This window comes from Micromonospora sp. HB375, from assembly GCF_017872985.1.
GTDB classification, from domain to species: Bacteria; Actinomycetota; Actinomycetes; order Mycobacteriales; family Micromonosporaceae; genus Micromonospora; species Micromonospora chalcea.
In genome coordinates, this window is sequence record NZ_JAGGJO010000001.1 from 6427527 (window position 1) to 6450248 (window position 22722).

At 72.9% G+C, this 22722-nt stretch carries 26 protein-coding genes; 11 read left to right on the forward strand and 15 right to left on the reverse strand.

The features are described 5' to 3' along the window. Positions 1 to 9 precede the first annotated feature (9 nt). Both J3R08_RS28610 and J3R08_RS28615 read right to left on the reverse strand, forming a co-directional pair. The gene (locus J3R08_RS28610; RefSeq protein ID WP_043328031.1) at positions 10 to 816 is read right to left on the reverse strand and encodes a hypothetical protein; all 807 of its coding nucleotides are present in this window, start codon (positions 814 to 816) and stop codon (positions 10 to 12) included. Further along, a complete protein-coding gene (locus J3R08_RS28615) occupies positions 813 to 1448 on the reverse strand; it encodes a helix-turn-helix domain-containing protein (RefSeq protein ID WP_209963440.1) in 636 nt (211 codons plus the stop codon). The genes J3R08_RS28610 and J3R08_RS28615 overlap by 4 nt, the downstream gene beginning before the upstream one ends. A 113-nt stretch (positions 1449 to 1561) precedes the next feature. Between J3R08_RS28615 and J3R08_RS28620 the strand changes: the two genes are divergently transcribed. Further along, on the forward strand, positions 1562 to 2362 hold the full coding sequence (locus J3R08_RS28620; RefSeq protein WP_280841813.1) for an alpha/beta fold hydrolase: 801 nt from the start codon (positions 1562 to 1564) through the stop codon (positions 2360 to 2362). A 121-nt stretch (positions 2363 to 2483) separates the two neighbouring features. Here the strand turns inward: J3R08_RS28620 and J3R08_RS28625 are convergent, their stop codons facing one another. The 4 genes from J3R08_RS28625 to J3R08_RS28640 form a co-directional block, all read right to left on the reverse strand. Then, positions 2484 to 3443, reverse strand: coding sequence for an asparaginase (locus J3R08_RS28625; RefSeq protein ID WP_280841812.1), 960 nt, complete (start codon positions 3441 to 3443; stop codon positions 2484 to 2486). 94 nt (positions 3444 to 3537) lie between these two features. Next, positions 3538 to 4380 carry a 3-keto-5-aminohexanoate cleavage protein gene (locus tag J3R08_RS28630; protein WP_209963446.1) on the reverse strand — a complete coding sequence of 281 codons (843 nt, stop codon included), beginning with the start codon at positions 4378 to 4380 and terminating at the stop codon, positions 3538 to 3540. Positions 4381 to 4492: 112 nt separating this feature from the next. Continuing rightward, on the reverse strand, positions 4493 to 5602 hold the full coding sequence (locus J3R08_RS28635) for a folate-binding protein YgfZ (RefSeq protein ID WP_209963447.1): 1110 nt from the start codon (positions 5600 to 5602) through the stop codon (positions 4493 to 4495). Then, a complete protein-coding gene (locus tag J3R08_RS28640) occupies positions 5599 to 6006 on the reverse strand; it encodes a Fur family transcriptional regulator (RefSeq protein WP_083296943.1) in 408 nt (135 codons plus the stop codon). The genes J3R08_RS28635 and J3R08_RS28640 overlap by 4 nt, the downstream gene beginning before the upstream one ends. A 91-nt stretch (positions 6007 to 6097) precedes the next feature. On the opposite strand from J3R08_RS28640, the gene J3R08_RS28645 reads away from it, so the two are divergent. Then, positions 6098 to 6955, forward strand: a complete 858-nt coding sequence (locus tag J3R08_RS28645; protein WP_209963450.1) for an aminotransferase class IV — start codon at positions 6098 to 6100, stop codon at positions 6953 to 6955. A 73-nt stretch (positions 6956 to 7028) separates the two neighbouring features. On the opposite strand, the gene J3R08_RS28650 is transcribed toward J3R08_RS28645, so the two are convergent. After that, the gene (locus J3R08_RS28650) at positions 7029 to 7616 is read right to left on the reverse strand and encodes an FABP family protein (RefSeq protein ID WP_030504451.1); all 588 of its coding nucleotides are present in this window, start codon (positions 7614 to 7616) and stop codon (positions 7029 to 7031) included. A 4-nt stretch (positions 7617 to 7620) separates the two neighbouring features. Beyond that, positions 7621 to 7725, reverse strand: a complete 105-nt coding sequence (gene mtfM, locus J3R08_RS32550) for a small membrane protein MtfM (RefSeq protein WP_043330899.1) — start codon at positions 7723 to 7725, stop codon at positions 7621 to 7623. Positions 7726 to 7737: 12 nt separating this feature from the next. Here mtfM and J3R08_RS28655 point away from each other — a divergent pair, with 12 nt between their 5' ends. The 3 genes from J3R08_RS28655 to J3R08_RS28665 all read left to right on the forward strand — a co-directional run bounded on the left by J3R08_RS28655 (position 7738) and on the right by J3R08_RS28665 (position 10646). Further along, positions 7738 to 8112: a DsrE family protein gene (locus tag J3R08_RS28655; protein WP_043328020.1), complete on the forward strand. Its 375-nt coding sequence runs from the start codon at positions 7738 to 7740 to the stop codon at positions 8110 to 8112. Between the two features lie 78 nt (positions 8113 to 8190). Continuing rightward, complete coding sequence (locus J3R08_RS28660) at positions 8191 to 8574, forward strand: SCP2 sterol-binding domain-containing protein (RefSeq protein WP_064446708.1); 384 nt, start codon at positions 8191 to 8193, stop codon at positions 8572 to 8574. After that, complete coding sequence (locus J3R08_RS28665) at positions 8571 to 10646, forward strand: glycogen debranching N-terminal domain-containing protein (protein WP_043328017.1); 2076 nt, start codon at positions 8571 to 8573, stop codon at positions 10644 to 10646. Before J3R08_RS28660 ends, J3R08_RS28665 begins: the two co-directional genes overlap by 4 nt. Position 10647: 1 nt before the next feature. On the opposite strand, the gene J3R08_RS28670 is transcribed toward J3R08_RS28665, so the two are convergent. The 7 genes from J3R08_RS28670 to J3R08_RS28695 form a co-directional block, all read right to left on the reverse strand. Further along, positions 10648 to 11496 (reverse strand): hypothetical protein, encoded by an 849-nt coding sequence (locus tag J3R08_RS28670; RefSeq protein WP_113973525.1) that lies wholly within the window; start codon positions 11494 to 11496, stop codon positions 10648 to 10650. 55 nt (positions 11497 to 11551) lie between these two features. Further along, positions 11552 to 12676 (reverse strand): hypothetical protein, encoded by a 1125-nt coding sequence (locus J3R08_RS28675; protein WP_307849622.1) that lies wholly within the window; start codon positions 12674 to 12676, stop codon positions 11552 to 11554. A gap of 58 nt (positions 12677 to 12734) precedes the next feature. Next, a complete protein-coding gene (locus J3R08_RS28680; protein ID WP_064446712.1) occupies positions 12735 to 13073 on the reverse strand; it encodes a DUF1416 domain-containing protein in 339 nt (112 codons plus the stop codon). Further along, on the reverse strand, positions 13073 to 13921 hold the full coding sequence (locus J3R08_RS28685; protein WP_030504459.1) for a sulfurtransferase: 849 nt from the start codon (positions 13919 to 13921) through the stop codon (positions 13073 to 13075). Before J3R08_RS28685 ends, J3R08_RS28680 begins: the two co-directional genes overlap by 1 nt. Positions 13922 to 14123: 202 nt before the next feature. Continuing rightward, positions 14124 to 14201, reverse strand: coding sequence for an Ms5788A family Cys-rich leader peptide (locus J3R08_RS32905; RefSeq protein WP_310503780.1), 78 nt, complete (start codon positions 14199 to 14201; stop codon positions 14124 to 14126). A 95-nt stretch (positions 14202 to 14296) separates the two neighbouring features. Next, positions 14297 to 15079: a DUF2993 domain-containing protein gene (locus J3R08_RS28690; protein WP_030504460.1), complete on the reverse strand. Its 783-nt coding sequence runs from the start codon at positions 15077 to 15079 to the stop codon at positions 14297 to 14299. 79 nt (positions 15080 to 15158) lie between these two features. Next, entirely contained in the window at positions 15159 to 16208 is a 1050-nt protein-coding gene (locus tag J3R08_RS28695; protein ID WP_064446713.1) for a hypothetical protein, read from the reverse strand. A 246-nt stretch (positions 16209 to 16454) separates the two neighbouring features. Between J3R08_RS28695 and J3R08_RS28700 the strand changes: the two genes are divergently transcribed. The 6 genes from J3R08_RS28700 (at position 16455) to pstA (ending at position 22717) form a co-directional block, all read left to right on the forward strand. Next, positions 16455 to 17174 carry a response regulator transcription factor gene (locus tag J3R08_RS28700; RefSeq protein ID WP_176722767.1) on the forward strand — a complete coding sequence of 240 codons (720 nt, stop codon included), beginning with the start codon at positions 16455 to 16457 and terminating at the stop codon, positions 17172 to 17174. Between the two features lie 150 nt (positions 17175 to 17324). Next, positions 17325 to 18179: a polysaccharide deacetylase family protein gene (locus J3R08_RS28705; RefSeq protein WP_043330897.1), complete on the forward strand. Its 855-nt coding sequence runs from the start codon at positions 17325 to 17327 to the stop codon at positions 18177 to 18179. 67 nt (positions 18180 to 18246) lie between these two features. After that, complete coding sequence (gene mshD / locus J3R08_RS28710; protein ID WP_187694112.1) at positions 18247 to 19173, forward strand: mycothiol synthase; 927 nt, start codon at positions 18247 to 18249, stop codon at positions 19171 to 19173. Positions 19174 to 19406: 233 nt separating this feature from the next. After that, positions 19407 to 20504, forward strand: a complete 1098-nt coding sequence (gene pstS, locus J3R08_RS28715) for a phosphate ABC transporter substrate-binding protein PstS (protein WP_043328009.1) — start codon at positions 19407 to 19409, stop codon at positions 20502 to 20504. Between the two features lie 42 nt (positions 20505 to 20546). Further along, positions 20547 to 21632, forward strand: a complete 1086-nt coding sequence (gene pstC / locus J3R08_RS28720) for a phosphate ABC transporter permease subunit PstC (RefSeq protein WP_043328007.1) — start codon at positions 20547 to 20549, stop codon at positions 21630 to 21632. Beyond that, positions 21629 to 22717, forward strand: a complete 1089-nt coding sequence (pstA, locus tag J3R08_RS28725) for a phosphate ABC transporter permease PstA (RefSeq protein ID WP_209963451.1) — start codon at positions 21629 to 21631, stop codon at positions 22715 to 22717. The genes pstC and pstA overlap by 4 nt, the downstream gene beginning before the upstream one ends. The last annotated feature ends 5 nt before the right edge of the window (positions 22718 to 22722 follow it).

The following is a 22722-nucleotide window of genomic DNA, read 5'->3' on the forward strand; positions in this document are numbered from 1 at the left end:
AGCATCAGGTCACTCGGCGGCCGGGCGGGTCCGCTTCGTGGCCTTCGGCAGCTTCGCCGACGGGGTGGCCGGCTTGGTGGCCTTGGTGGCGGTCGTCTTGGCGACGGCCTTGGTGGCGGTCGCCTTGGTGGCGCGGGTGCGCTTCACCGCGGCCGGCTTGGCGGCCACCGCCTCGGCCACCTCGGCCGGGCTGGGCACATCGGTCGTCGCGGCGGCGGTGTCCGGCTTCGCGGCCACCTCGGTCTTCGTCGCGACCGCGGCCTTCGGGGTGACCTCGGCCTTCGGGGCCACGTCGGTGCCGGTGGCCTCGGTGGCCTGGATGTCGGCGTTCACCGTGTCGGCGGCCTCCAGCACGCCGGCGCCGACGACACGCTCACCACGGGCGACCAGTTCGGCGTACGCGGCCAGCGCGCGCTCCTGCGCGGCGTGCGCGCCGGCCACCACGACGGCGGCGTTGCGGGTGGCGGCCTCGCGGAGCTTGTCCAGGTTGGCGGCCTCGCGCAGCTTCTCCAGGTTCGCCGCCTCGCGCAGCTTCTCCAGGTTGGCGGCCTCGCGGAGCTGGTCGAGGTCGGTGGCGACGGCGCGCTCGCGCAGCCCGGTCGCGGTCTGGTTGGCGGTCTTCAGCGTCTCGGTGGCCTTCTGGCGCAGCTCGAAACCGGTGACGACGGCCTTGCCGCCGAGGTCGGTCACGACCCGGGTGCCGAGGCCGCTGACCACGGTGGGCAGCTTGCGCAGCTGCTCCAGGGCCAGCTCACCGGCGCCGGCGGCGGCGTAGAGGGGTGCGGGGATGCGGTTGGTCTTCGGCTGGGTGGTCATGACTGCTCCTCTTCGGCCGCACCGGCGGCCTTCCGGGCCGCCCGGCGGGCGGCCGCTTGCTCAGGGGCGGCGGTGGTCGGGGCGGGCGCGGGGGTCGGGGCGGGCGCGGCACCCGCTTCGGTGACGGCTACCGATTCGAGGACCGCCTCGGTCGGCGTGCCCTCCGGCGTGACCGGACCGGTAGCGGCCGCCGCCACTGTCGCCGGGGCCTCCGGCGCGGTGGCCGGCTCGGTCGCGGTGGCCTTCTCGGCCGTCTCCGCCGCCCCGGCGGCCTCGGTAGCCTCGGCCAGGCGGGCGTTCTCGCGCCGGAACGTCTCGTAGATCTGGGTGAGCGACTGCTTCTGGGCCATGGTCAGCTCGGGGTCGACGGCGATCGCCGCGAGCACGCCCTGGCCCTCCTTGTCGTCCAGCAGCCCGGCCCGCAGGTACATCGCCGGGGTGGAGACGCGCAGCGCGCTCGCGAGCTGCTGGAGCACCTCGGCGCTCGGCTTGCGCAGCCCTCGCTCGATCTGGCTCAGGTAGGGATTGCTGACACCCGCCTGCTCGGCGAGCTGGCGCAGTGAGATCTTCGCGTTGCGCCGCAGGTCGCGAATGAACCCGCCGACATCGGGAAGGTCCTTGCTGGTGGCCATGACTCAACGCTAGCTCGGTCCGCTAACTGCTGCAAGCAAAACGCTAGCCAGAGTTAGCAGGGTCACCGATGGCGGGTTGCGGAGCCCATGTCCGTTCCGTACGGTTCTCCCCCGTGACCAAGATCGATATCAACGGTGCCCAGCTCGCGTACGACGAGAGCGGCACCGGCACCGCCGTGGTGCTGCTGCACGCCGGCATCGCCGACCGGCGGATGTGGCGCGGGCAGATCCCGGCACTCGCCCAGCGGCATCGGGTGATCGCGCTGGACCTGCGCGGCTACGGCGAGTCGGAATTGCCGCCCGCGCCGTTCGCCCACCACGACGACGTGATCGGGCTGCTCGACGCGCTGGGCATCGAGCAGGCCGCGCTCGTCGGCTGCTCGTTCGGCGGCCGGGTCGCGGTGGACACCGCGCTCGCCCACCCTCAGCGGGTCTCGGCGCTGGCGCTCTTCGGCGCGCCCGTCTCCGGCAACGAGTGGTCCGAGGAGACCGAGCAGCTCTGGGAGGACCTGGTCGGCGACGTGGACCCGGAGGACTTCGCCGCCACCGCCGCCGGGGAGGTGCGGTTCTGGGTGGTCGGCCCGACCCGCCGCCCGGAGGACGTCGACCCGGAGCTGATCCGGTTCGCCGAGGAGATGGACCGCCGGGCGCTCGCCGCCGAGCAGGCGCTGAGCGCGGTCGACGTCGACGAGCTGGACCCGCCGGCGATCGACCGGCTGGGCGAGCTGCGCGTACCGGTGCTGGTCGGCACGGGCGCCGACGACCTGGCCGACATCCGCCGCCTGGCCGACCGCATCGCCGACGAGGCCCCCCGGGGCATACGCATGCCGGACGTCCACAACGCGGCCCACCTGCTCCCCCTGGAGCGCCCCACCGAAACCAACACCGCCCTCCTGCCGTTCCTCCCCTCCTGACCGCCCCGCTCCTCTCCCCTCGCCGCGTTGATCTTGCACTTGCAGCCCTCGGCACGCCTGGAATGCGCATTTCGCCGGGGCAGTAAGTGCAAGATCGCCGGGGGTAGAGGGCGGGGAAGGGTTACCAGGTGGGGCGGATGGCTCCTACCGGGAGGCCACCGCCGAGCAGGGGCGGTTCGGCGTACTCGGTGAGGATGGGGGCGCGCACGTCCAGGCGCGCCAGGGCCGACACCAGGACGGGTGTGCGGGCCCTCGCGGCGCCGTCGTCGATCTTCAGCGCGACCGCGCCGACCCCCGGGACCGCCGCCGCGATCACACCCTCCGCGCCGATCTTGGCAAGCAGACCGGGTACGCCGCGCATCAGCCGCGTGTCCTCGGCCTGGGTGCCGCCGACCAGCTCCGGGTACGTGCGCATCGCGTCCGCCACGGTCCGCTCGACGGTGCCCGGCTCGGCGTCGACCAGCCGCAGGAACGCCCGCGCCAGCCCGGTGAGCGAGACGGCGAGCACCGGCGCGCCGCAGCCGTCCACCCCGACCGCCGCCGCCCGCTCCCCGGTGAACTCCTCGATCGTGGCGGTCAGGCGCTGCTGGAGCGGGTGCTCGGGCCGCCAGTAGCCGTCCAGCGGCCAGCCGGCGGCCAGGCAGGTGCGCAGCATGCCGGCGTGCTTGCCGGAGCAGTTCATCAGCACCCGGGCGGGACCGCCGCCGGCCCGCAGCACCGCCTCCCGGGCGGCTTCGCCGACCGGCAGGTCCGGCGGGCAGTGCAGCGCGTCCCCGGTGAGGCCGCCGCCGCGCAGCAACGCGGTGACCCGCTCGATGTGGAACTCCTCACCGGCGTGGCTGGCCGAGACGAGCGCCAGGTCGGCCGGGTCGGTGAGCGGCAGCCCGGCCCGCAGCATCCCGATCGCCTGCATCGGCTTGTTGGACGAGCGGGGGAAGATCGGCGAGGTCACGTCTCCGGCCCCGGCGACAGGCGCTCCGGCGGCGTCGAGCACCACCACGGAACCCCGGTGGAAGCCCTCCACGAAACCGGACCGGACCACCTCGGCGAGCGGCGCGCCGCCCTCGTACGTCTTTCCCACGTAATGGACCGTACCGATGGGGCGGGCCCGGCCGACGGCGGGGTGACCTGCGGCGTCGCCCGGGGCCGTACAGGGCCGGCGGCCGGTACGCCGCTTACCCGCCGGTGGCCGGAAGACCGAGCAGCGTACGGGCCTCGGCGGTGGTCAGCGGAGGCCGCTGGGCGAGCTGGGCGAAGCCGACCGCCCGCGCGACGAGCTGCATGTTGGACTCCACCGGGCGCCCCTTGGCGTACGTGACCGTGTCCTCCATGCCGACCCGCAGGTGGCCGCCGGCCGACAGCGACGCCAGCATCACCGGGATGGTGCTGCGCCCGATGCCGGTGGCCGCGAACGTGGTGCCCTCGGGCAGGTCACGCAGCATCTGCTGGGCCGCCACCAGGGTCGCCGTGGTGCCGGGCATGCCACCCGGCACCCCCATCACGAAGTCGACGTGCACGTGCCCGCCGTGCGGCAGGCCGTACTTGCCGAGCAGCCGCTGCAGGGCGGTGAGGTGGCCCAGGTCGAAGATCTCGTACTCGGGGACGACGCCGCGTTCCTGCATCCGGGTGTGCAGGTCGACGATGAACTCCCACCGGTTGAGGAACACGTCGTCGCCGAAGTTGACGGTGCCCATGGTGCAGGAGGCCATGTCCGGCGCGGCGTCGAGCACCGCCAGCCGGGCGGACTCCGGGTCGGTCACCGCACCCCCGGAGGAGAGCTGCACGATCAGGTCGGTGCTCTCCCGCAGCGCCGCCACGGTGTCGCGCAGCCGCCCCTGGTCGAGCGTGGGCCGCGCCTCGTCGTCGCGGATGTGGACGTGGATCACGGCGGCGCCGAGCGCCTCGCACTCCTTGGCGGTCAGCAGCAGCTCGTCGAGCGTCACCGGCAGCGCCGGCACCTCAGCCTTCGCCGACTCCGCGCCGGTGGGGGCAACCGTGATCAACGTCCCTGTCGTCATGCCCCGGATCCTAGACCGGTGCCCGACGTCGGGTCGACCGGAGGATTTCCGGTGCGGGCGGCGTTAAGAAGGGACCCTTCCTCTACCGGAGGCGTTAATAGGGGGCCCTTCCTTACACGTCGATGGCGGCGGCGCTCTCGCCCACGAGCAGGCGGGCATCGTCGGGCGTGTTGCGCTTCAGCACGGCGAGCGCCACCTGACCCAGCTCGAAGTGCTGCACGGCGGTGCCCACGAAGCCGACCGTCCGGCCGTCGAGCGTCACCGGCGTACCGGCCACCGGCGGCTGGTCGCTCGCCACGCCGTCCAGATGCAGCAGGACCAGCCGGCGGGGCGGCTTGCCCAGGTTGTGCACCCGGGCCACCGTCTCCTGCCCCCGGTAGCAACCCTTGTCCAGGTGCACGGCCGGGGCGATCAGGTCCACCTCGGCCGGGATCGTGCGGTGGTCGGTGTCCACCCCGGCCCGTACCTGCTTGGCGGCGACCCGGACCGCCTCGTACGCCCACAGCCCGGCGACCGGCACCCCGGCGCCGCGCAGTTCGGCGACCACCCCGTCCATGGCGGCGCGGGGCACCAGCAGGTCGACGCCGAGCGCCACCCGGCGGGCCCAGCCGCCGACCGGCAGCGGCTTGACGTCGTACACCACGGAGGGCCGCGCGGGCAGCTCGCCGGAACGGAACTTCGGACCCGGCACCGCCGCTACGTCGGGAGCCGCCAGCCCGGTCACGCCGAGCGTGTCGAGCGCGCCGGGCGCCTCCGGCCCGACCAGCGACAGCAGCGCGAACTCGGCGGTGGCGTCGCGCGGGTCGACCTTGCTGAAGAACCGCATCTTCTCCAGGTACGACAGCAGGCCGCCGGTCATGCCCGGCTCGGTGTCCAGCCAGGTGGTCTCGCCGTCGTCGGCGACCATCGCGTGCTGCTCGACGTGCCCGTGCGGGGAGAGCACCAGCAGTTCGGTGCCCTGCCAGGGGGCCAGCGCGGCCAGGTGCTGGCTGGTGAGCGTGTGCAGCCAGCTGATCCGTTCCTCGCCGGGCACCGCGACCACGCCCCGGTGCGACCGGTCGACCAGGCCCACGCCGGTGGCCAGGAGCCGCTGCTCGCGCATCGGGTCGCCGTAGTGCGCCGCCACCGGCGCGACACCGGCCGCCCGGTGGGCCGGCTCGGGCTGGTCCCTGGTCTGCTCGTCGATGCTCTCGGTGGTCACCGCTCCGGCGATGTCGATCATGCGTGTTCCCCGTTCAGTGTGCAGCGGCCGCAGACTCCGAAGAGCGCGACGTGCCCGATGTCGACCTGGAATCCGCGCTGCTCGGCCAGCTGGTCGGCGAGCGGGCGGAGCATCTCGGGTGAGATCTCGTCGATCGCCCCGCACTCCCGGCACACCAGGTGCACGTGCTGGTGCTCGCCGGCCGCGTGGTAGGTGGGCGCGCCGTGCGAGAGGTGCGTGTGCGTGACCAGGCCGAGCCGCTCCAGCAGCTCCAGGGTGCGGTAGATGGTGGTGATGTTGACGCCGGCCGCCACCTCGCGGACCGCCGTGTGTACCTGCTCCGGGGTGGCGTGCCCGAGGTCGAGGACGGCCTGGAGCACCAGCTGCCGCTGCGCCGTCAGCCGCAGCCCGCGCGCGCGGAGCATTTCCGCGAGGGAGGATTCGGACACCCTTCGATCATAGTTCGGCCGCCGCGCCGGTCCGTCCGCCGCCGGGGTACGCCACTACGCTGCGCCCGTGGAGGCGACGCGGGTGGCGGTGCTCGGCCGGGGGCTCGTACCGGCCGGTGAGCCGGTGGTGCGCGGCGACGACCGGGGTGTGCTGCACGGCGACGGCCTGTTCGAGACGCTGCACCTGCGCGACGGGGTCCCCTGGCTGCTGGAGCCGCACCTGGCCCGGCTGCGGGCGGGCGCGGCGGCGATCGACCTGCCGCTGCCCCCGGACGACGCGCTCGTCGAGCTGCTGGACGCGGTCCGCGCCGGCTGGCCGCCGGAGACCGAGGGCGCGTTGCGGCTGGTCTGCACCCGGGGGCCGGAGGGCGGCGGGCGGGCCACGGTGTACGCCACGCTGGGCGAGGTGCCCGCCGCCGCCCGGCTGGCTCGGCGTACCGGGGTGACGGTGGCCACGCTGCCGCTCGGGGTGGCCGCCCGGTCCCGCCCCGAGCTGGGGTGGCTGCCGAACGGCGTGAAGTCGACCTCGTACGCGCTCAGCACCGCCGCCCGGCGCTGGGCGCAGCGGACGGGCGTGGACGACGTGCTCTGGGTCTCGACCGACGGCTACGTGCTGGAGGGACCCACCGCGAACGTGGTGTGGCTGCGCGGCGGGACGCTCTGCACGGTGCCGGCGGCGCAGACCGGAATCCTGCCCGGCGTGACCGCCCACCACCTGCTGAGCCGCGCCGGAGAGCTGGGCCTGACCCCGGCCGAGCACCTGCCCACAGTGCCCGACCTGCACGCCGCCGAGGCGATCTGGCTGACCAGCTCCCTACGCGGCCCCACGGAGGTCACGACCCTGAACGGAACCCCCCGCCCGAGTTCCCCCCTGACCCCCCGCATCCAGGCCCTCCTGAACTTCCCCCGACCCTCCCCCCGTTGATCATGAAGTTGGCGGTGACAAATCGGGCAGCCGACGCCGTCAACTTCATGATCAACCGGGGAAGCGGGACGGGTCAGCCGGCCACCCGGGTGAGGCGGGCGGAGAGGTGCGGGCTCAAGGGCTGACCCACGGCGGCCATCTCCTGCGCGTACAGCAGAGCGCCCTCGACGATGCCGAACAGCCGGGCGCCGGCGGTGACCTCCTTCGCCGTCGCGGTACGCACGACCGCGTCGGTGGCGAACTCGATCTGGGTGCCCTTGCGCTTGCCGATGTGCAGCTCCATCACGCCGGTCGGCGTGGTCATCAACGCCTCCAGCTCGTCGGTGACCCGCTCACCGTCGAGCACCGGACGCCACCAGCCCACCTCGCGGCCGGCCGGCCGGACCGGGCGGCTCTGCTCGTCCAGGATCCAGGCCCGCGACTCGTAGAACAGGAACGGCCGGCCGTCGTGGCTGATCCGGATCTCCTGCGCGTAGTCGAAGTCCTCGATCGTCGGGAACCCACCCCGGCCCCGGCCGCGCCACACCCCGATGTACGGCAGCAGGCCGTCCAGGCTCGGGTGCAGCTTCGGGCCGACGCGCAGGTCGTGGCTCTCCTCGTACGGGTACTCCTCGACCGGCGGCGCGTTCAACCACGGCGGCTGAAGCGGATTCTCACTCACAGATTCACCACTTACCTCTAGCTATGCGGACCGCGAGATAGGCCAGGCCACCGGCGAGCGCGCCCAGGCCGGCGACCAGCAGGCTGACGAACCCGATCTCGGTAACCATCCGGACCATCCTATGCTGGGTGGCATGGCGCGCTCTCTCGTCGTCAAGGCCACCGCCGGCGCGGACTCCCCGGAACGCTGCGCCCAGGCGTTCACAGTCGCCGCCACCGCCGCCGCGGCCGGGGTGGACGTGTCGCTCTGGCTCACCGGCGAATCGACCTGGTTCGCGCTCCCCGGCCGGGCCGAGTCGTTCGAGCTGCCGCATTCCGCGCCACTGGGCGAGCTGCTGCACGTCGTCCTGGCCACCGGCCGGGTGACCGCCTGCACCCAGTGCGCGGCCCGGCGGGACATCGGCACCGGCGACGTCATCCCCGGCGTACGCATCGCGGGCGCAGCCGTGTTCGTCGAGGAAGCGATGACCGAGGGCGCACAGGCGCTGGTCTACTGACAACCGGCCCGGGTTGTCCATTCTGCCCAGTGCGCCGATCCTGACCCGGCATGTCCGGATGCTGCCTACCATGCGAATGTGAGTCAGGCCATCCAGGAGTTCTTCGCGTCGCTGCCGGCGCGTGCCGCAGCCGTTCTGAACAGCCCGATCGGCGGGACACTCCAGATCGACCTGGCCGACGGCAACCGCACCGAGCACTGGTACGTGACACTGGCCCCCGGCACGGCACAGGTGAGCCGGGAGGAGCTACGGCCGGCGGACGGCGTGCTGACGCTGTCCACCGAGCTGTTCGAGAAGCTCGTCACCGGGCGGGCGGCCGGCATGGCGGCGGTGCTGCGCAACGAGGCCACGTTCAGCGGCCACGTCGTGCTGTTCCTGGCGTTCCGCCGATTCCTGCCGCAACGGCCCGACGTGCGGGACCCCCGGGACGCCGCCCGCGAGCACGCCCGGCGGCTGGTGTGAAGGACCGGGTCAGCATCCTCGACGGCAACACGTTCCTGGTCAGCGACGATCGCGGCAACATCGAACCGTCGTACGACTTCCCCACCGGGCTGTTCTCCTTCGACACCCGGTTCCTGTCCACCTGGTTCCTCACCATCGACGGGCAACGTCTGCACGCGCTCTCGATCGACGACTCGCTGTCGTACAAGACGCGGTTCTTCCTGGTCCCCGGCGAGCCGACGCACTACCTGGACGCCAACGTCTCGGTGATCCGCAGCCGCGCCATCGGCGGCAGCCTCGACGAGGAACTGACCGTGCTCAACCACTCCGAACAGGAGCAGGAGTTCCACCTCCGGCTGGACATCGGCTCCGACTTCGCCGACCTCCTGGAGATCAAGAACCGGCGCGACAAGAAGGGACTCACCACGCCGACGGTGGAACCGAACGGCCTGCGGCTCACCTACCGCCGGGAGGCGTTCCGCCGCGAGACGCTGGTGACCAGCAGCGCGCCGGTCGAGGTCGACGCGGACGGGATGACCTTCCGGGTCCGGATCAGCCCGCACGGCGAGTGGACCACCCGGCTGCACGTCAGCACCATCATCTACGGCGCGCGTGGTGAGGACATCCGGGCCATCCTGCCGCTGGGCGGCCAGCGCACGGCAGCCGAGATCGAGGCCGAGCAGAGCGCCCTGATCAGCCGTGCGCCGAAGCTGGGCTGCGACTGCGAGCCGCTGGCCAGCGCGTACCGGCGCAGCCTCAACGACCTGGCCGCGCTCCGGTACGAGTCGATCACGCTCGGCGTCCGGCTGCTCGCGGCCGGCCTGCCCTGGTTCATGACGCTGTTCGGCCGCGACAGCATCTTCACCTCGCTCCAGGTGCTGCCGTTCCTCCCCGACCTGGTCAAACCGACGATCATCATGCTGGCCGGTCTTCAGGGCAGCCGGGTCGACGACTTCCGCGACGAGGAGCCGGGCAAGATCCTGCACGAGCTGCGCTACGGCGAGAGCGCCGGATTCGAGGAACAGCCGCACTCGCCGTACTACGGCGCGGCCGACACGACGGCGCTGTTCGTGATCCTGCTCGACGAGTACGAGCGGTGGACCGGGGACGCCGATCTGGTACGCAAGCTGGAGTACGAGACCCGGGCGGCGCTGACCTGGCTCGACACGTACGGGGACCTGCTCGGCACCGGCTACGTCTGGTACATGTCCCGCAACCCGGAGACGGGGCTGCCGAACCAGTGCTGGAAGGACTCACCGGAAGCCATCTCCTACGCCGACGGCCGGATGCCGGAGTTCCCCCGGGCCACCTGCGAGCTGCAGGGGTACGCGTACGACGCGAAGATGCGCGGCGCCCGCCTGGCCCGCACCTACTGGCAGGACCCGGCGTACGCGGACCGGCTGGAGCAGGAGGCGGCGGCGCTGAAGGAACGGTTCAACCGCGACTTCTGGATCGCCGACCGGGAGTACTACGCGCTGGCGCTCGATCCGCGCGGGCGGCAGGTGGACGCGCTCTCCTCGAACATCGGCCACCTGCTGTGGAGCGGCATCGTGGACGAGTCCCGGGCCCCCGCGGTCGCCGCCCATCTGCTCGGCCCGCGCCTGTTCTCCGGCTGGGGGGTACGCACGCTCGCCGACGACCAGGGCCGGTACAACCCGGTCGGATACCACGTCGGCACGGTGTGGCCGTTCGACAACTCGATCATCGCCTGGGGTCTGTGGCGGTACGGCTTCCGGCAGGAGGCCGGCCGGATCTGCGACGCGCTGCTCAGCGCGTCGCACTTCTTCGACGGGCGGCTGCCCGAGGTGTTCGCCGGCTACGAACGTGGCCTCACCGACTACCCGGTGGAGTACCCCACCGCGTGCAGCCCGCAGGCGTGGTCCGCCGGTACGCCTCTGCTGCTGCTACGGGTGATCCTGGGACTGGAGCCGCAGGGCGAGCACCTGATCATCGACCCGGCCGTACCGCCGGGGATGGGCCGGGTGGAACTGCTCGACATCCCGGGCCGCTGGGGCCGGGTGGACGCGCTGGGCCGCAGCCGGGAACCGCACGAGGAACCGGCACCGCCGCCGCTCGGGCTGCCCGGCCGGTGAGTCAGGCCGGGCAGGGCGTGGTCACCGCCACGCGCACCCGCTCGTCGGCCCGCTCGGCCAGCACGGCCGGCTCGCCGGGGCGCGCGTACCGGTCGGCGGAGTCCACCACCGGCGCGACGCCACCGCCGAACGCGGCGGCGAGCGGCTGATCCGCCGGCGCGGCGGCCTCACCCCGGGCGGTGCGGGCCGCGCCCCCACCGGGGCAGGGCGCGGTCAGGACCTGGACCGCGCCGGTCGCGCCGCCCCACCGGCCCAGCGCCGACGCCAGCGCGGCGGCTTCGGCAGCGGCGTCGGCGGTCGGCGCGCGGTAGCCGGAACCCAGCGGCCGGCAGCCGGTCGCGGCGGTCAGAAGGATCCGGCCCGGGCCGTCGGCCCGGCCCTCGACCGCGACGAAGTCGCCCGCGTCGGCGCGCAGCAGCGGCTCGCCGTCGAACGTCGACACGCCCGCCCGCCACGCCTGCGGCAGCCGGTCGGCCACGCGTCGCAGCACTTCGCGTACGTCGTCGCCGCCGATCGCCACCTCGACGCCGCGCTCGAGCGTCGCGCCGGAGTCCATCGGCGTGATCCGGCAGCCGCGTTCCAGGCGGTCCGGTACGAGCGCGGGTACGCCGTCGGCGCCGACCGCGCCGGTCAGCTCGCCGATCGCCCGGTCCACCACCGGACCGGCCTGGTCCAGTGAGCGCTGCTCCTTGACCGTCGGCGGGTCGGTCCGCACCGACCACCAGGTCAGCCCGGCCAGCAGCACGGCCCACGCCATGGTGGCGGCCGTCAGCCAGCGCAGCCGACGCCGGCCGGCGCCCGGCTGATCTCCAGGGTTGGGCGGGGCGTAGCCCGTCTCGACGGCAGTCACCCGGCAATGGTGTCACGTGCCGGCGAGGCGCCCGGCCGCGCCTCGGCACTCCCGGTCAGGCCGGGACGGACCGGCGGGACAGCAGCCACAGCAGGTAGAAGGGGCGCTGCCGCAGCTCGCCACGACGGTCGGCGTACTGGTCGGCGGCGAGCACCGCGGAGAAGAACCCGCCCGCGCCCAGCATGCCGAGCACCGGCGCCAGGTGGGTGCCCTCGACCGCCACCAGCGTCGCGGCGACGGTCGCCACCGCGGCGCCCGCGGCCTGCACCGCCGAGCGCCGGGCCACCCGGGCGACCTCGGAGCGAGCCGCCCGCACCCCCTCCTGGATCTCCGCGTCGAGCTTCGCGAGCTGCACCAGCGCCTTGTCCGGATCCGTGTCGACGTCCAGCATCCGGCCGCGCAGGTACGCCTGGGTCGCGGCGAGCGCGTCGCTCTCCTGGGTCAGGATGGCGCAGTAGTCCCGGAGCGAGGTGCCCTCCAGCATCGGCAGGTCGAGCTGGAGCAGTGGGGTCACCAGCCGCGCCTTCACCGGATCCCCGCTCGGCACGTCGACGACCCGGTGCCCCTTGACGATCAGGTCGAGTGTGCGGTCCGGGTTGTCGCCCAGCTCGATCCGGCCCATCGTGTCGAACGGCGAGGAGGTCGACTGGGAGTCCGGCGCGCGCGACTCCAGGTGGGTGCGGCGGAAGGTCTGCGGGAAGTAGACGAGCTGCCCCAGCTCCAGCAGCGGCGCGCAGTCCCGCAGGTACGCGCCGAGGCGGTCCAGGTCGTCGCATTCGGCGTAGAGCTGGTCGATCCGGATGTCCTCGTACCGGCAGCGCGGGTCGCAGTGATCCGGATCCTTGCCGCACCTCTTGCAGGTCTCCCGGTTGGCCAGGTAGCAGTGCTTGCCGCCGGGCTGGGAGAGGACCAGCTTGCCGGTGACGAGCGTGGCCCGCTTCGTGAGGAACGACAGGTCCGTGTCGAGGCTGGCGACCGAGACGTCGAACGGGCGCGCGCGGCCGGACCCGGCGGTGCGCTGGAGTTCGCGGGCGATCTCCTCACCCCGATTGCCGTCGATGAAGTCGATCAGATAGCGAACTGCGTGGGCGGCGGCGTCGTCGGGCACCTGATCCCCCTCCGGCGCGTCCGGGGCGCGCCGCCGTCCAGCCTGCCAGCCACGGGCAAGCCGCACAGTCACCGGAACGGCTCGTGGCCCGCCACCCGGCTGGGGTGGCGGGCCACGATCAGAGCGTGGGTCAGGCGGCGACCGAGACGGTCACCTCGTTGATCCCGCGAGCCGCGGCCACGGCGGTGTCGCCGTTGCCCTGGCGGGACAGCGCCCGCAGCGTCCACGAGCCCGGCGCGGCGAAGAACCGGAACTGCCCGGCCGGCGACGTCACCACCTCGGCGGTGAACTCACCGGTGGAGTCGAGCAGCCGCACGTACGCGCCCGGCACGACCTCGCCGGACTCGGACAGCACACGGCCGGTGATGACGGTTTCCTTCTCCAGGTCCAGGCTGGCCGGGAGGGGGGCGGCCTGGTCCGGCGCGGCGCAGCCGGCGGCAGCCGTCGAGGCGGCGGAGGTGGCGGTCATCAGGCCTCCCCCGGCTCGTCACCGAGCGCCACCGGCACGCCGACGAGCGAGCCGTACTCGGTCCAGGAACCGTCGTAGTTCTTCACGTTGCGGTGCCCGAGCAGCTCCTGGAGCACGAACCAGCTGTGCGAGGAGCGCTCGCCGATCCGGCAGTACGCGATCGTCTCCTTGCTGTCGTCCAGCCCGGCGTCGGCGTAGATCTTGCGCAGCTCGTCGTCGGACTTGAACGTGCCGTCCTCGTTCGCCGCCTTGGACCACGGCACGCTGATCGCGGTCGGGATGTGGCCGGCCCGCTGCGCCTGCTCCTGCGGCAGGTGGGCGGGGGCGAGCAGCCGGCCGGCGAACTCGTCGGGGCTGCGCACGTCGACCAGGTTCTTGGTGCCGATCGCGGCTACCACCTCGTCGCGGAACGCGCGGATCGAGGTGTCCGGCTCCTGCGCGACGTACTGCGTCTTCGGCCGCTCCACCACGTCGGTGACGAGCGGACGGGCGTCCAGCTCCCACTTCTTGCGGCCGCCGTCGAGCAGCTTGACGTCGCCGTGGCCGTAGAGCTTGAAGTACCAGTACGCGTACGCGGCGAACCAGTTGTTGTTGCCGCCGTACAGGATCACGGTGTCGTCGTTGGCGATGCCCCGGTCGGACAGCAGCGCCTCGAACTGGCTCTTGTTGACGAAGTCCCGGCGGACCTGGTCCTGCAGGTCGGTGCGCCAGTCGAGCTTGACGGCGCCGGCGATGTGCCCGGTGTCGTAGGCCGAGGTGTCCTCGTCGACCTCGACGAAGACGACGCCCGGGGCGCCGAGGTTCTTCTCGGCCCACTCGGCCGAAACGAGTGCGGTGTCGCGACTCATCAGATCACTCCCTGGTGAGGATGGTTGGTGAGCCTGCGCGCGGAGATCGATGTCGATTGTTGTCGCACCACGCGCGGGACCCAGAGCTAGGAACGGATCACGGGTACGTGCGACGGCGCCGCTGCCGGGCGTTGAGGGGAACCGGGAGAGGTTCGTGGACCCTGGGTGGCCGCCGTTCAGGCGGCCGGAGACAGCCCCGCCGTCAGATGACGGGGCGACACAGGCAGGTGGCCACGCGGCACAGGTCGACCGCGCGCCGTTTGGTGAGGTGGGTCCCCATGGGCAGGGAGATTACCAGCCCACGCCACAGCTGCCACCAGGCCGACCAGCATCCGGGACGGCCGGCCCGCTCCCCGGACCGGCCGTGTACGGCTTTCAGCCGGCGGAGTTGATGGGCACGTTCGCCGCGTCCGCCGTGACCACCAGGCCCTCCGGCTTCGGCTCCACCTTGCGCAGGTTGAGCTGGAACGGCAGCTCCGGCAGCGGCACGTCGATCGAGATGCCCTGCGCGTACCGGGTGAGCGCGGCCCGGGCCAGCGGCACGTTCGGCAGGCCGTCGGCGGTGAGGTCGTTGAAGCGCAGCGCCACCTTGCCGCCGGCCACCGTGACGTCGGCGGTGCCGTTGACGGTGAGCTTGACGCCGAGGATGTCCACCGGGGCGGTGACGGCGAGCTTGCCGTTCCGCTCGCCGAGCGTCAGCCCGGGACGGTCCAGCAGCTTGGCCAGGCTCTCGTAGGTGACGGTGCCCCGCCCGTCCACGCTCTCGGCCACCACGTCGCCCCGGCCGGAGCGCAGCGTGTCCAGCGACGCGGTCACGTTGCGCGCGTCCACGTCCAGCTTCGGCACCTCCACGGCGTCACCCTGGACGGCGCCCCGCACGTCGGTGAGCTGGATCGAGATGCGCTCGTACCGGCCGTCGAGCACCTGGGTGAGGAACGGGAAGCCACCCACCTCGACCTGCGGCGCGGCGGACTGCGCGTCCTGCTTGGCGATCTCCTGCCGCACCTGGTCGGCGATCGCCCGCTCGGCGACCCCGGCGGCGACCCGGTCGGCGACGACGAGCAGCCCGACCAGCACCAGCAGCAGGACGACGAAGCCGATCAGCACCTTCCGGCCGCGTCGCCGCGGTCGGCCCTCCGCCGGATACGCCTCTGCCACGCCGCCTCCCGTCCTCGCCGCCGTCACCGCGTCTCGCGGCGCAACCGTACTTACCCGAGGCGAATCTTCCCCAACCGTTTCAGAGGAACAGCACGCACATCGCGTACGCGGCCGGCGCGGCCAGCGCGAATCCGCCCAGCGGCCCCTGCATGTGCCGGGCCACCCACATCGTCGGCGGTTCACCGGCCATCAGGCGGCCCGCCTCGGCGTACCCCACGGCGAGGTCGGCCAGGACGGCGGTGGCGGCGCTGACCACGCCGACCAGGGCGGCGCTGGTCGGGGTGAAACCGACCAGGTAGCTGCCGAGCAGGGCGCTGGTGAGGGTGCCGAGCATCGCGCCCGCGACCACGCCGGCCGCGCCGCGCGGCACCTGCGGGGCGAGCCGCGGCCACGGCGCCACCGCGTCGGTGAGCCGCGCCACCAGCAACGCCACCCCGGCGGCGGTGAGGCAGACCGTGATCGCCTGGGTGCCCTTGGGAATCCGGCTGAGCACGACGAGCGTGCCGAAGGCGACCACGCCCACCACGATGAGCAGGGTGCCGCCGAGCGAGTCGGTCACCCGGACCCGGTCCACCCGCCGGACGAGCTGCCCCAGCACGGCGAGCAGCAGCCCGGCGGCCGCGGCGTAGCCGAGCGGGGCCAGGCCGGCGATGTCCGACTGGACCGCCGCGACGTCGGCGATCACGGCCGTGCCGGCGCTGACCAGGGCGACGACCAGCAGGGCGGGCGGTCGCATGGCCATCGTCCAGGCGAGCACGAAGAGCATCTGGACGCCGAAGATGATGGCCGCGAACGGCAGCCGGTGCCCGGGGCCGGAGGTCTGCGCGCCGAGCACCAGGCCGACGCCGAGCAGCGCGGCGAAGCCGGCGACGGTGAGCGCCAGTGGCCGGCGGACCGGGACCGGTGGCATCTCCTCCTCGGGCGCCTCGTCGGACTCGTCGTCGGCCCGCCGGCCGGGTCCGCCCTTCCGTAGCCGACGCGGTCCCTTCCGCTCCGGCCGGTCGCCCTCCTCGTCGGCGGGGCCGGTACGCGGGGCGGGCGGGTAGCCACGGGCGGGGCCGGAGGGCCCGGCGGACGGGTCGTCGGCCCACGGTTCACGACCGGTGTCGCGCGAGGTGGAGGGAAACACGCCCCGATCGTGCCAGACCCGGGCGGCTCGGCGGAGGTCCCGGTTTCGGTGACGTTAAAACCTGCACCGCGATCAAGGGCAGAAGGGGCAAACGGGAAAGCACCCCGGAGGTGACGGCGGGTCCATCGGTTACGCTCAGGCCGTTACCCGCCCGTCAGCGACGCCGGGACCCACGCAAGTTCACAGCGCCGCCCTCACCCGGGCGTGTCGCTGGTCGCGCGCGGCCGAAGGGCCGCCGGGACGGAGGTGATCGTGGAGCTCCTGCTGCTCGTGACCGCACGGGCCGGTGAGCCGTCGGCGGTGTTGCCGGCACTCGACCTGCTGCCGCACTCGGTCCGCACCGCACCCCGCGACGTCCGCACGCTGGTCTCCGGCCCCACGCCGGACGCCGTCCTGGTGGACGCCCGCTCCGAACTGAGCGAGGCGCGCGCCACGTGCCGGATGCTGCACGCCACCGGGCTCGGCGTACCGCTCGTCGCGGTGGTCACCGAAGCGGGCCTGATCGCGCTCAACGCGGACTGGGGTGTCGACGACGTGATCCTGGCCGGCGCCGGGCCGGCCGAGGTGGAGGCCCGGCTGCGGCTCGCCGTCGGCCGGCTGAGCAACGCGACCGCCGGCGCCGGCGGCTCGATCCGGGCCGGTGAGCTGAACATCGACCCGGACACCTACGCCGCCAAGCTGAAGGGCCGCCCGCTCGACCTCACGTACAAGGAGTTCGAGCTGTTGAAGTTCCTGGCCCAGCACCCGGGGCGGGTGTTCACCCGGGACCAGCTGCTGCGGGAGGTCTGGGGTTACGACTACTTCGGCGGCACCCGCACTGTCGACGTGCACGTGCGGCGCCTGCGCGCCAAGCTCGGCTCGGAGTACGAGTCGATGATCGGCACGGTCCGCCAGGTGGGCTACAAGTTCGTCGTCCCGCCGTCGCGTTCGCTGCCGGAGTCGGAGCCCGCGCCGCTGCCGGTCTGACCGCCCACGCCCCACTCCGGTAGGGGGCATTTCCGCAGAACGCCCTTTTTGCCCGATCAGTCAGACATATCCTGACTGCCGGATTTACCGGGCAAAGGGGGCGGCGGTGCGTGCGGTGAACACGGGGGCGACGAACGGCCGGTGCCGCTGATGCGGGGCCCGACGCTGCGCGCCACCGGGCTCGTGACCGTGGTGCTCGCGGGCCTGCTCGGCTCGGCGTTCGCGCTGGGCCGCAGCCTGGTCCCGGAACACCCGCCGTCGAACGCCGGCGCCACCACCGCGCTCAACGGACCGCGCTACGCCGACCAGCCGCCCAGCACGGACTTTCCCGGCGGCCGGGCCACCGCCGGGCCGAGCCCCGACGCCGCGCCGGACGCCGCCCCGGTCGAACCGGGCGGCGACGGCCCGTACGGCAGCCTGGTCGTCACCGGCTCGTCCCGGGTCGCGCTGACCTTCGACGACGGCCCCGATCCGCGCTGGACCCCGCAGGTGCTCGCGCTGCTGGCCCAGTACGGCGTGAAGGCGACGTTCTGCGTCGTCGGCGAGAACGCCGAGGCCCATCCGGATCTGATCCGGTCGATAGTCGCCGAGGGGCACACCCTGTGCAACCACTCCTGGGAGCACGACGTCGACCTGGGCAAGCGGTCCCCGGCGACGATCCGGGCCGACATCCTGCGCACGAACGACGCGATCCTGGCCGCCGCGCCGGGGGCGCGGATCGCGTACTACCGGCAGCCGGGCGGGGCCTGGACGCGCCCGGTGATCTCGGCCTGCGCCGACCTGGGCCTCACCCCGCTGCACTGGAGCGTGGACCCGTCGGACTGGAGGGCGCCGGGCGCGCTCACCATCGAGTCGAGGATCCGCACACAGATGGGGCCGGGGGCGATCGTGCTCATGCACGACGCGGGCGGGGACCGTTCCGGCACGGTCGCGGCGTTGCAGCAACTCCTGCCCGAGATACTGGCGCGGTTCGAGCTGGAGTCGTTGCCCGTCGGCCCGCAGTGACGAGCGCCACCGACCGCCGCCCTCGTCCGGCGCGAACCGCCCCCGGACGGCGGCTACCGTGACTCAGATGAGCCCCGAGCCGACCAGTGGCCCCGCAACCGACCGGACGGACCGGCTGACGCCAGCCGAGGTCGCGGAGGTGCTGGCGCTGGCCCGCGCCGCCGGGGACACCGACGGCGCCGACCCGCTCGACGAGCACGTGCTGCTGCGGCTGCGCGACCCCGAGGCGCCCGCCGTGCACCTCACCGCCCGCACCGCCGACGGCACACTCACCGGGTACGCGCATCTCGACGTCACCGCCCCGGCCGAGGGCGTCGGCGCCGAACTGGTCGTGCATCCCGCGTACCGGCGGCGCGGCGTCGGCCGGGCGCTGGCCCGGGGCGTGGTGGACGCCGCGCCCGGTCCGCTGCGCGCCTGGGCCCACGGCGACCACCCGTCGGCCGCCGCGCTCGCTGTCGACCTGGGCTTCGCCCGGGCGCGGGTGCTCTGGCAGATGCGCCGTCCGCTGACCCCCGAACTGCCCGAGCCGGTGGTGCCGGACGGCGTGACGCTTCGCGCGTTCCGCCCCGGCGAGGACGACGAGGCGTGGCTGGCGGTGAACAACGCGGCCTTCGCCCAGCACCCCGAGCAGGGCAAGTGGACGCTCGACGACCTGCGCGTACGCATCGCCGAGCCGTGGTTCGATCCGGCCGGCTTCCTGCTCGCCGTCGACTCCACGACCGGGCGGCTGCTCGGCTTCCACTGGACCAAGGTGCACGAGCGGCCGGGCTCGGCCCGTATCGGCGAGGTCTACGTGCTCGGCGTCGACCCGTCCGCGCACCGGGGCGGCCTGGGCCGGGTGCTCACCGCCGCCGGCCTGACCCACCTGCGCGACGAGCGCGGGCTGGACCGGGTGATGCTCTACGTGGACGAGAGCAACACCGCCGCGGTCGCGCTCTACGAGCGGCTGGGCTTCGCCATGTGGTCCGCGCACGTCAACTACCAGCGCGGCTGAGCGTTCCGCGGCCCCGGAAAATCGCCATAAAGGCGATACCAGGCTGCTAGTTCACGAAATGGACAACCCTTCCTCAGCGTACGGCCATCTCGTCGGCTGAACGTGTTCACCGCGCGTTCACTTGCGTCCGGCGAACCGTCCACCTGGCCCTCCTACCTTTCGTGTCAGCCGGTCAGCGCCGGCCCCCGGCACTCCGGGCGACCTGACCAAAGACGTGAAGGGAAACCCCTGAAGTGAAGCTCCAGCGGCACGGCGCCATCGCCTGTCTCGCTCTTACCGCGGTTCTCGGTCTCAGCGCCTGCGGCTCGGACAACAACGAGCCCGCCGGCGCCTCCGGCTCCACCGCCGCGGTGGACTGCGCGACGGGCACGCTGAACGCGCAGGGCTCCTCGGCCCAGAAGAACGCCATGGCCGAGTGGATCAAGGCGTACCAGCAGAAGTGCGCCGGCACCACGATCAACTACGAGCCGAGCGGCTCGGGCGCCGGCATCCAGGCCTTCATCGCCGGTACCGCAGACTTCGCCGGTTCGGACTCCCCCCTCAAGCCGGAGGAGCAGCCGCAGGCCGACGCCAAGTGCGTCGGCGGCCAGGCGCTCAACCTGCCGATGGTGATCGGCCCGGTCGCCGTGGTCTACAACGTCAGCGGCGCGGACAACCTCCAGTTCAGCCCGGCCACCCTGGCGAAGATCTTCGCCGGCAAGGTGACCAAGTGGGACGACCCGGCGATCAAGGCCGACAACCCGGACGCCAAGCTGCCGTCGACCGCGATCCAGGCGGTGCACCGCTCCGACGAGTCGGGCACCACCGACAACTTCACCAAGTACCTCTCCAAGACCGCCGAGGCGGACTGGACGCTCGGCAACTCCAAGGCTTGGAAGGCCCCGGGCGGCGTCGGCGCGGCGAAGTCCGACGGCGTGGCCAGCAAGGTCAAGAGCACCGACGGCACCATCAGCTATGTCGAGTGGTCGTACGCCGAGAACTCCGACCTGAAGATGGCGAAGGTCAAGAACGGTAACGGCGAGTTCGTCGAGCTGACCGGTGACTCGGCCGGCAAGACCATCGCCGGCGCCAAGTTCGAGGGTCAGGGCAACGACCTGAAGATGTCGATCGACTACAACACCAAGGAGGCCGGGGCGTACCCGATCGTCCTGGCGACCTACGAGATCGTCTGCAGCAAGGGCCTCGCCGCCGACAAGCTGCCGCTGGTCAAGGGCCTGCTCGGCCACGCCGCCAGCGCCGAGGGGCAGAAGGAGCTGGTCGAGCTCGGCTACGCCCCGCTGCCCGAGACCGTCCGCACCAAGGTCGAGGCCGCGGTCAAGAGCCTCTCCTGACGCTCCCGACCGACACCTCCTCAACGCGAAGCGAGCGAGCAGATGGGTGACACCCCTCAGCGCTCGGCCCACGCCGGCACCGGCGGGACTCCCGTGGCCACGAGCCACGAGGGACCCGCCGGTGCCTCGGCGCGTGTGGCCGAGCGCCCCGGTAACCCGGGCCGCCCCGACGGTGGCCTCGGCGGCGGCGGCGCCCTCCCCCGGGCCCGCGCCTTCGGCGCGGAACGGGCGTTCCGCGGCCTGACCCTGGCCGCCGGCACCACGGTCCTGGTGGTCATCGCGGCCATCGCGATCTTCCTGGTCGCCAAGGCCGTCCCGGCGTTGCGGGCGAACACCGAGTCGTTCTGGACGTTCGAGGGCTGGTTCCCGAACGACAACCCGCCGCAGTTCGGCATCGGCGCGCTCGCCTTCGGCACCGTCCTGAGCTCGCTGCTGGCGCTGCTCATGGCGGTGCCGGTCGCGCTGGGCATCGCCCTGTACCTGTCGCACTACGCGCCCCGGCGGCTCGGCAACGCCCTGGGCTTCCTGATCGACCTGCTGGCCGCCGTGCCGAGCGTCGTCTTCGGCCTCTGGGGCCGGGACTACTTCGCCCAGCCGGTCGCCGACCTGTCCGCCTGGCTGAACAGGTACTTCGGCTGGATCCCCATCTTCGGCGACGGCCCGTACGGCAACTCGATCCTGCTCGGCTCCGTGGTGCTGGCGATCATGGTGCTGCCGATCATCACCTCGCTGTCCCGCGAGGTGTTCCGGCAGACCCCGACCGCGAACGAGGAAGCCGCGCTCGCGCTCGGCGCCACCCGCTGGGAGATGATCCGCACCGCCGTCCTGCCGTACGGGCGTCCGGGCGTCATCGCCGCGGTGATGCTCGGCCTGGGCCGGGCGCTCGGCGAGACCATCGCGCTGGCGCTCACGCTCGGCTCCACGTACGCCATCTCGTTCAACATCCTGGCCAGCGGCGGCAACTCGATCGCCGCGAACATCGCCAACCGGTTCGCCGAGGCGAACGACACCGGCCGGGGCGCGCTCATCGCCTCCGGCCTGGTGCTGTTCGCGATCACGTTGATCGTCAACATCACCGCCCGGGCGATCATCTACCGGCGGCGCGAGTTCACGGAGTCGGCCGCATGACCACCACCCTCACCCCCCGCCGCCCGCGCCCGCCGGCCCAGCCGGCCACGCTGCGGGCAAGGCGACTTCCCGCGTACGCCGCTCCGGCCATCGCCGTCGCGGCGCTGCTGCTCGCGGCGGGCATCGTGTACGGCGCCGGCATCGGCGGCCCGGTCCTGGTCGTGGTGGTCGGCGCGCTGCTCTACCTGGCCGGTCTGTTCGTCGCGGCGAACGCGGTGGAGGGCCGCCGGTCGGCCCGCGACCGGACCTGGAGCGCGCTGATCCACTCCGCGTTCGTGCTCGCCGTGCTGCCGCTGGCCTCGGTGGTCTGGACGCTGGTCAGCAAGGGCTCCGAGCGGCTGGACGCGAACTTCTTCGGTACCTCGATGAACAACATCGGGTCGCGGGACGCCAACGGCGGCGCGTACCACGCGATCGTCGGCACGCTGCAGCAGGTGGGCATCGCGACGCTGATCACGGTGCCGCTCGGCGTGCTCTGCGCGATCTACATCGTCGAGTACGGCCGGGGCCGGTTCGCGTTCACCATCCGCTTCTTCGTGGACGTGATGACCGGCATCCCGTCGATCGTCACCGGCCTGTTCGTGCTGGCCTTCTGGGTGCTGATCGTCTCGCCGTGGTTCAACGACGGGCGGCCCGGTTTCTCCGGCTTCGCCGCCGCGCTGGCGCTGAGCGTGCTGATGCTGCCCACAGTGGTCCGCTCCACCGAGGAGATGCTCCGCCTGGTGCCCGCGCCGCTGCGCGAGGGCGCGTACGCCCTGGGCGTACCGAAGTGGAAGACCATTCTTCGGGTCGTGCTGCCGACCGCGCTGCCCGGCATCGTCACCGGCGTCATGCTCGCCATCGCGCGGGCCGCCGGTGAGACCGCGCCGGTGCTGCTCGTCGCCGGCGGCGGCGCGGCGATCAACTTCAACCCGTTCGAGAACAACCAGTCGTCGCTGGCCCTCTTCGTCTACCAGCAGGCCGGTGAGGCGTCGAGGTACTCGCCGGCACGGGCGTGGACCGCCGCGCTGACCCTGGTCGCCCTCGTCCTCGTCCTCACCGTGGCGGCGAAGCTGCTGTCCCGCCGCAACCGGCTCGGCCGATGAACCCC

Excerpts from the sequence above, each read along its gene's own strand:
- J3R08_RS28610 (WP_043328031.1), bottom strand. The coding sequence starts at position 816 with ATGACCACCCAGCCGAAGACCAACCGCATCCCCGCACCCCTCTACGCC.
- J3R08_RS28615 (WP_209963440.1), bottom strand. The coding sequence starts at position 1,448 with ATGGCCACCAGCAAGGACCTTCCCGATGTCGGCGGGTTCATTCGCGAC.
- J3R08_RS28630 (WP_209963446.1), bottom strand. The coding sequence starts at position 4,380 with ATGACGACAGGGACGTTGATCACGGTTGCCCCCACCGGCGCGGAGTCG.
- J3R08_RS28635 (WP_209963447.1), bottom strand. The coding sequence starts at position 5,602 with ATGATCGACATCGCCGGAGCGGTGACCACCGAGAGCATCGACGAGCAG.
- J3R08_RS28640 (WP_083296943.1), bottom strand. The coding sequence starts at position 6,006 with ATGCTCCGCGCGCGCGGGCTGCGGCTGACGGCGCAGCGGCAGCTGGTG.
- mtfM (WP_043330899.1), bottom strand. The coding sequence starts at position 7,725 with ATGGTTACCGAGATCGGGTTCGTCAGCCTGCTGGTCGCCGGCCTGGGC.
- J3R08_RS28655 (WP_043328020.1), top strand. The coding sequence starts at position 7,738 with ATGCTGGGTGGCATGGCGCGCTCTCTCGTCGTCAAGGCCACCGCCGGC.
- J3R08_RS28680 (WP_064446712.1), bottom strand. The coding sequence starts at position 13,073 with ATGACCGCCACCTCCGCCGCCTCGACGGCTGCCGCCGGCTGCGCCGCG.
- J3R08_RS28685 (WP_030504459.1), bottom strand. The coding sequence starts at position 13,921 with ATGAGTCGCGACACCGCACTCGTTTCGGCCGAGTGGGCCGAGAAGAAC.
- J3R08_RS32905 (WP_310503780.1), bottom strand. The coding sequence starts at position 14,201 with ATGGGGACCCACCTCACCAAACGGCGCGCGGTCGACCTGTGCCGCGTG.
- J3R08_RS28705 (WP_043330897.1), top strand. The coding sequence starts at position 17,325 with ATGCGGGGCCCGACGCTGCGCGCCACCGGGCTCGTGACCGTGGTGCTC.
- mshD (WP_187694112.1), top strand. The coding sequence starts at position 18,247 with ATGAGCCCCGAGCCGACCAGTGGCCCCGCAACCGACCGGACGGACCGG.
- pstC (WP_043328007.1), top strand. The coding sequence starts at position 20,547 with ATGGGTGACACCCCTCAGCGCTCGGCCCACGCCGGCACCGGCGGGACT.
- pstA (WP_209963451.1), top strand. The coding sequence starts at position 21,629 with ATGACCACCACCCTCACCCCCCGCCGCCCGCGCCCGCCGGCCCAGCCG.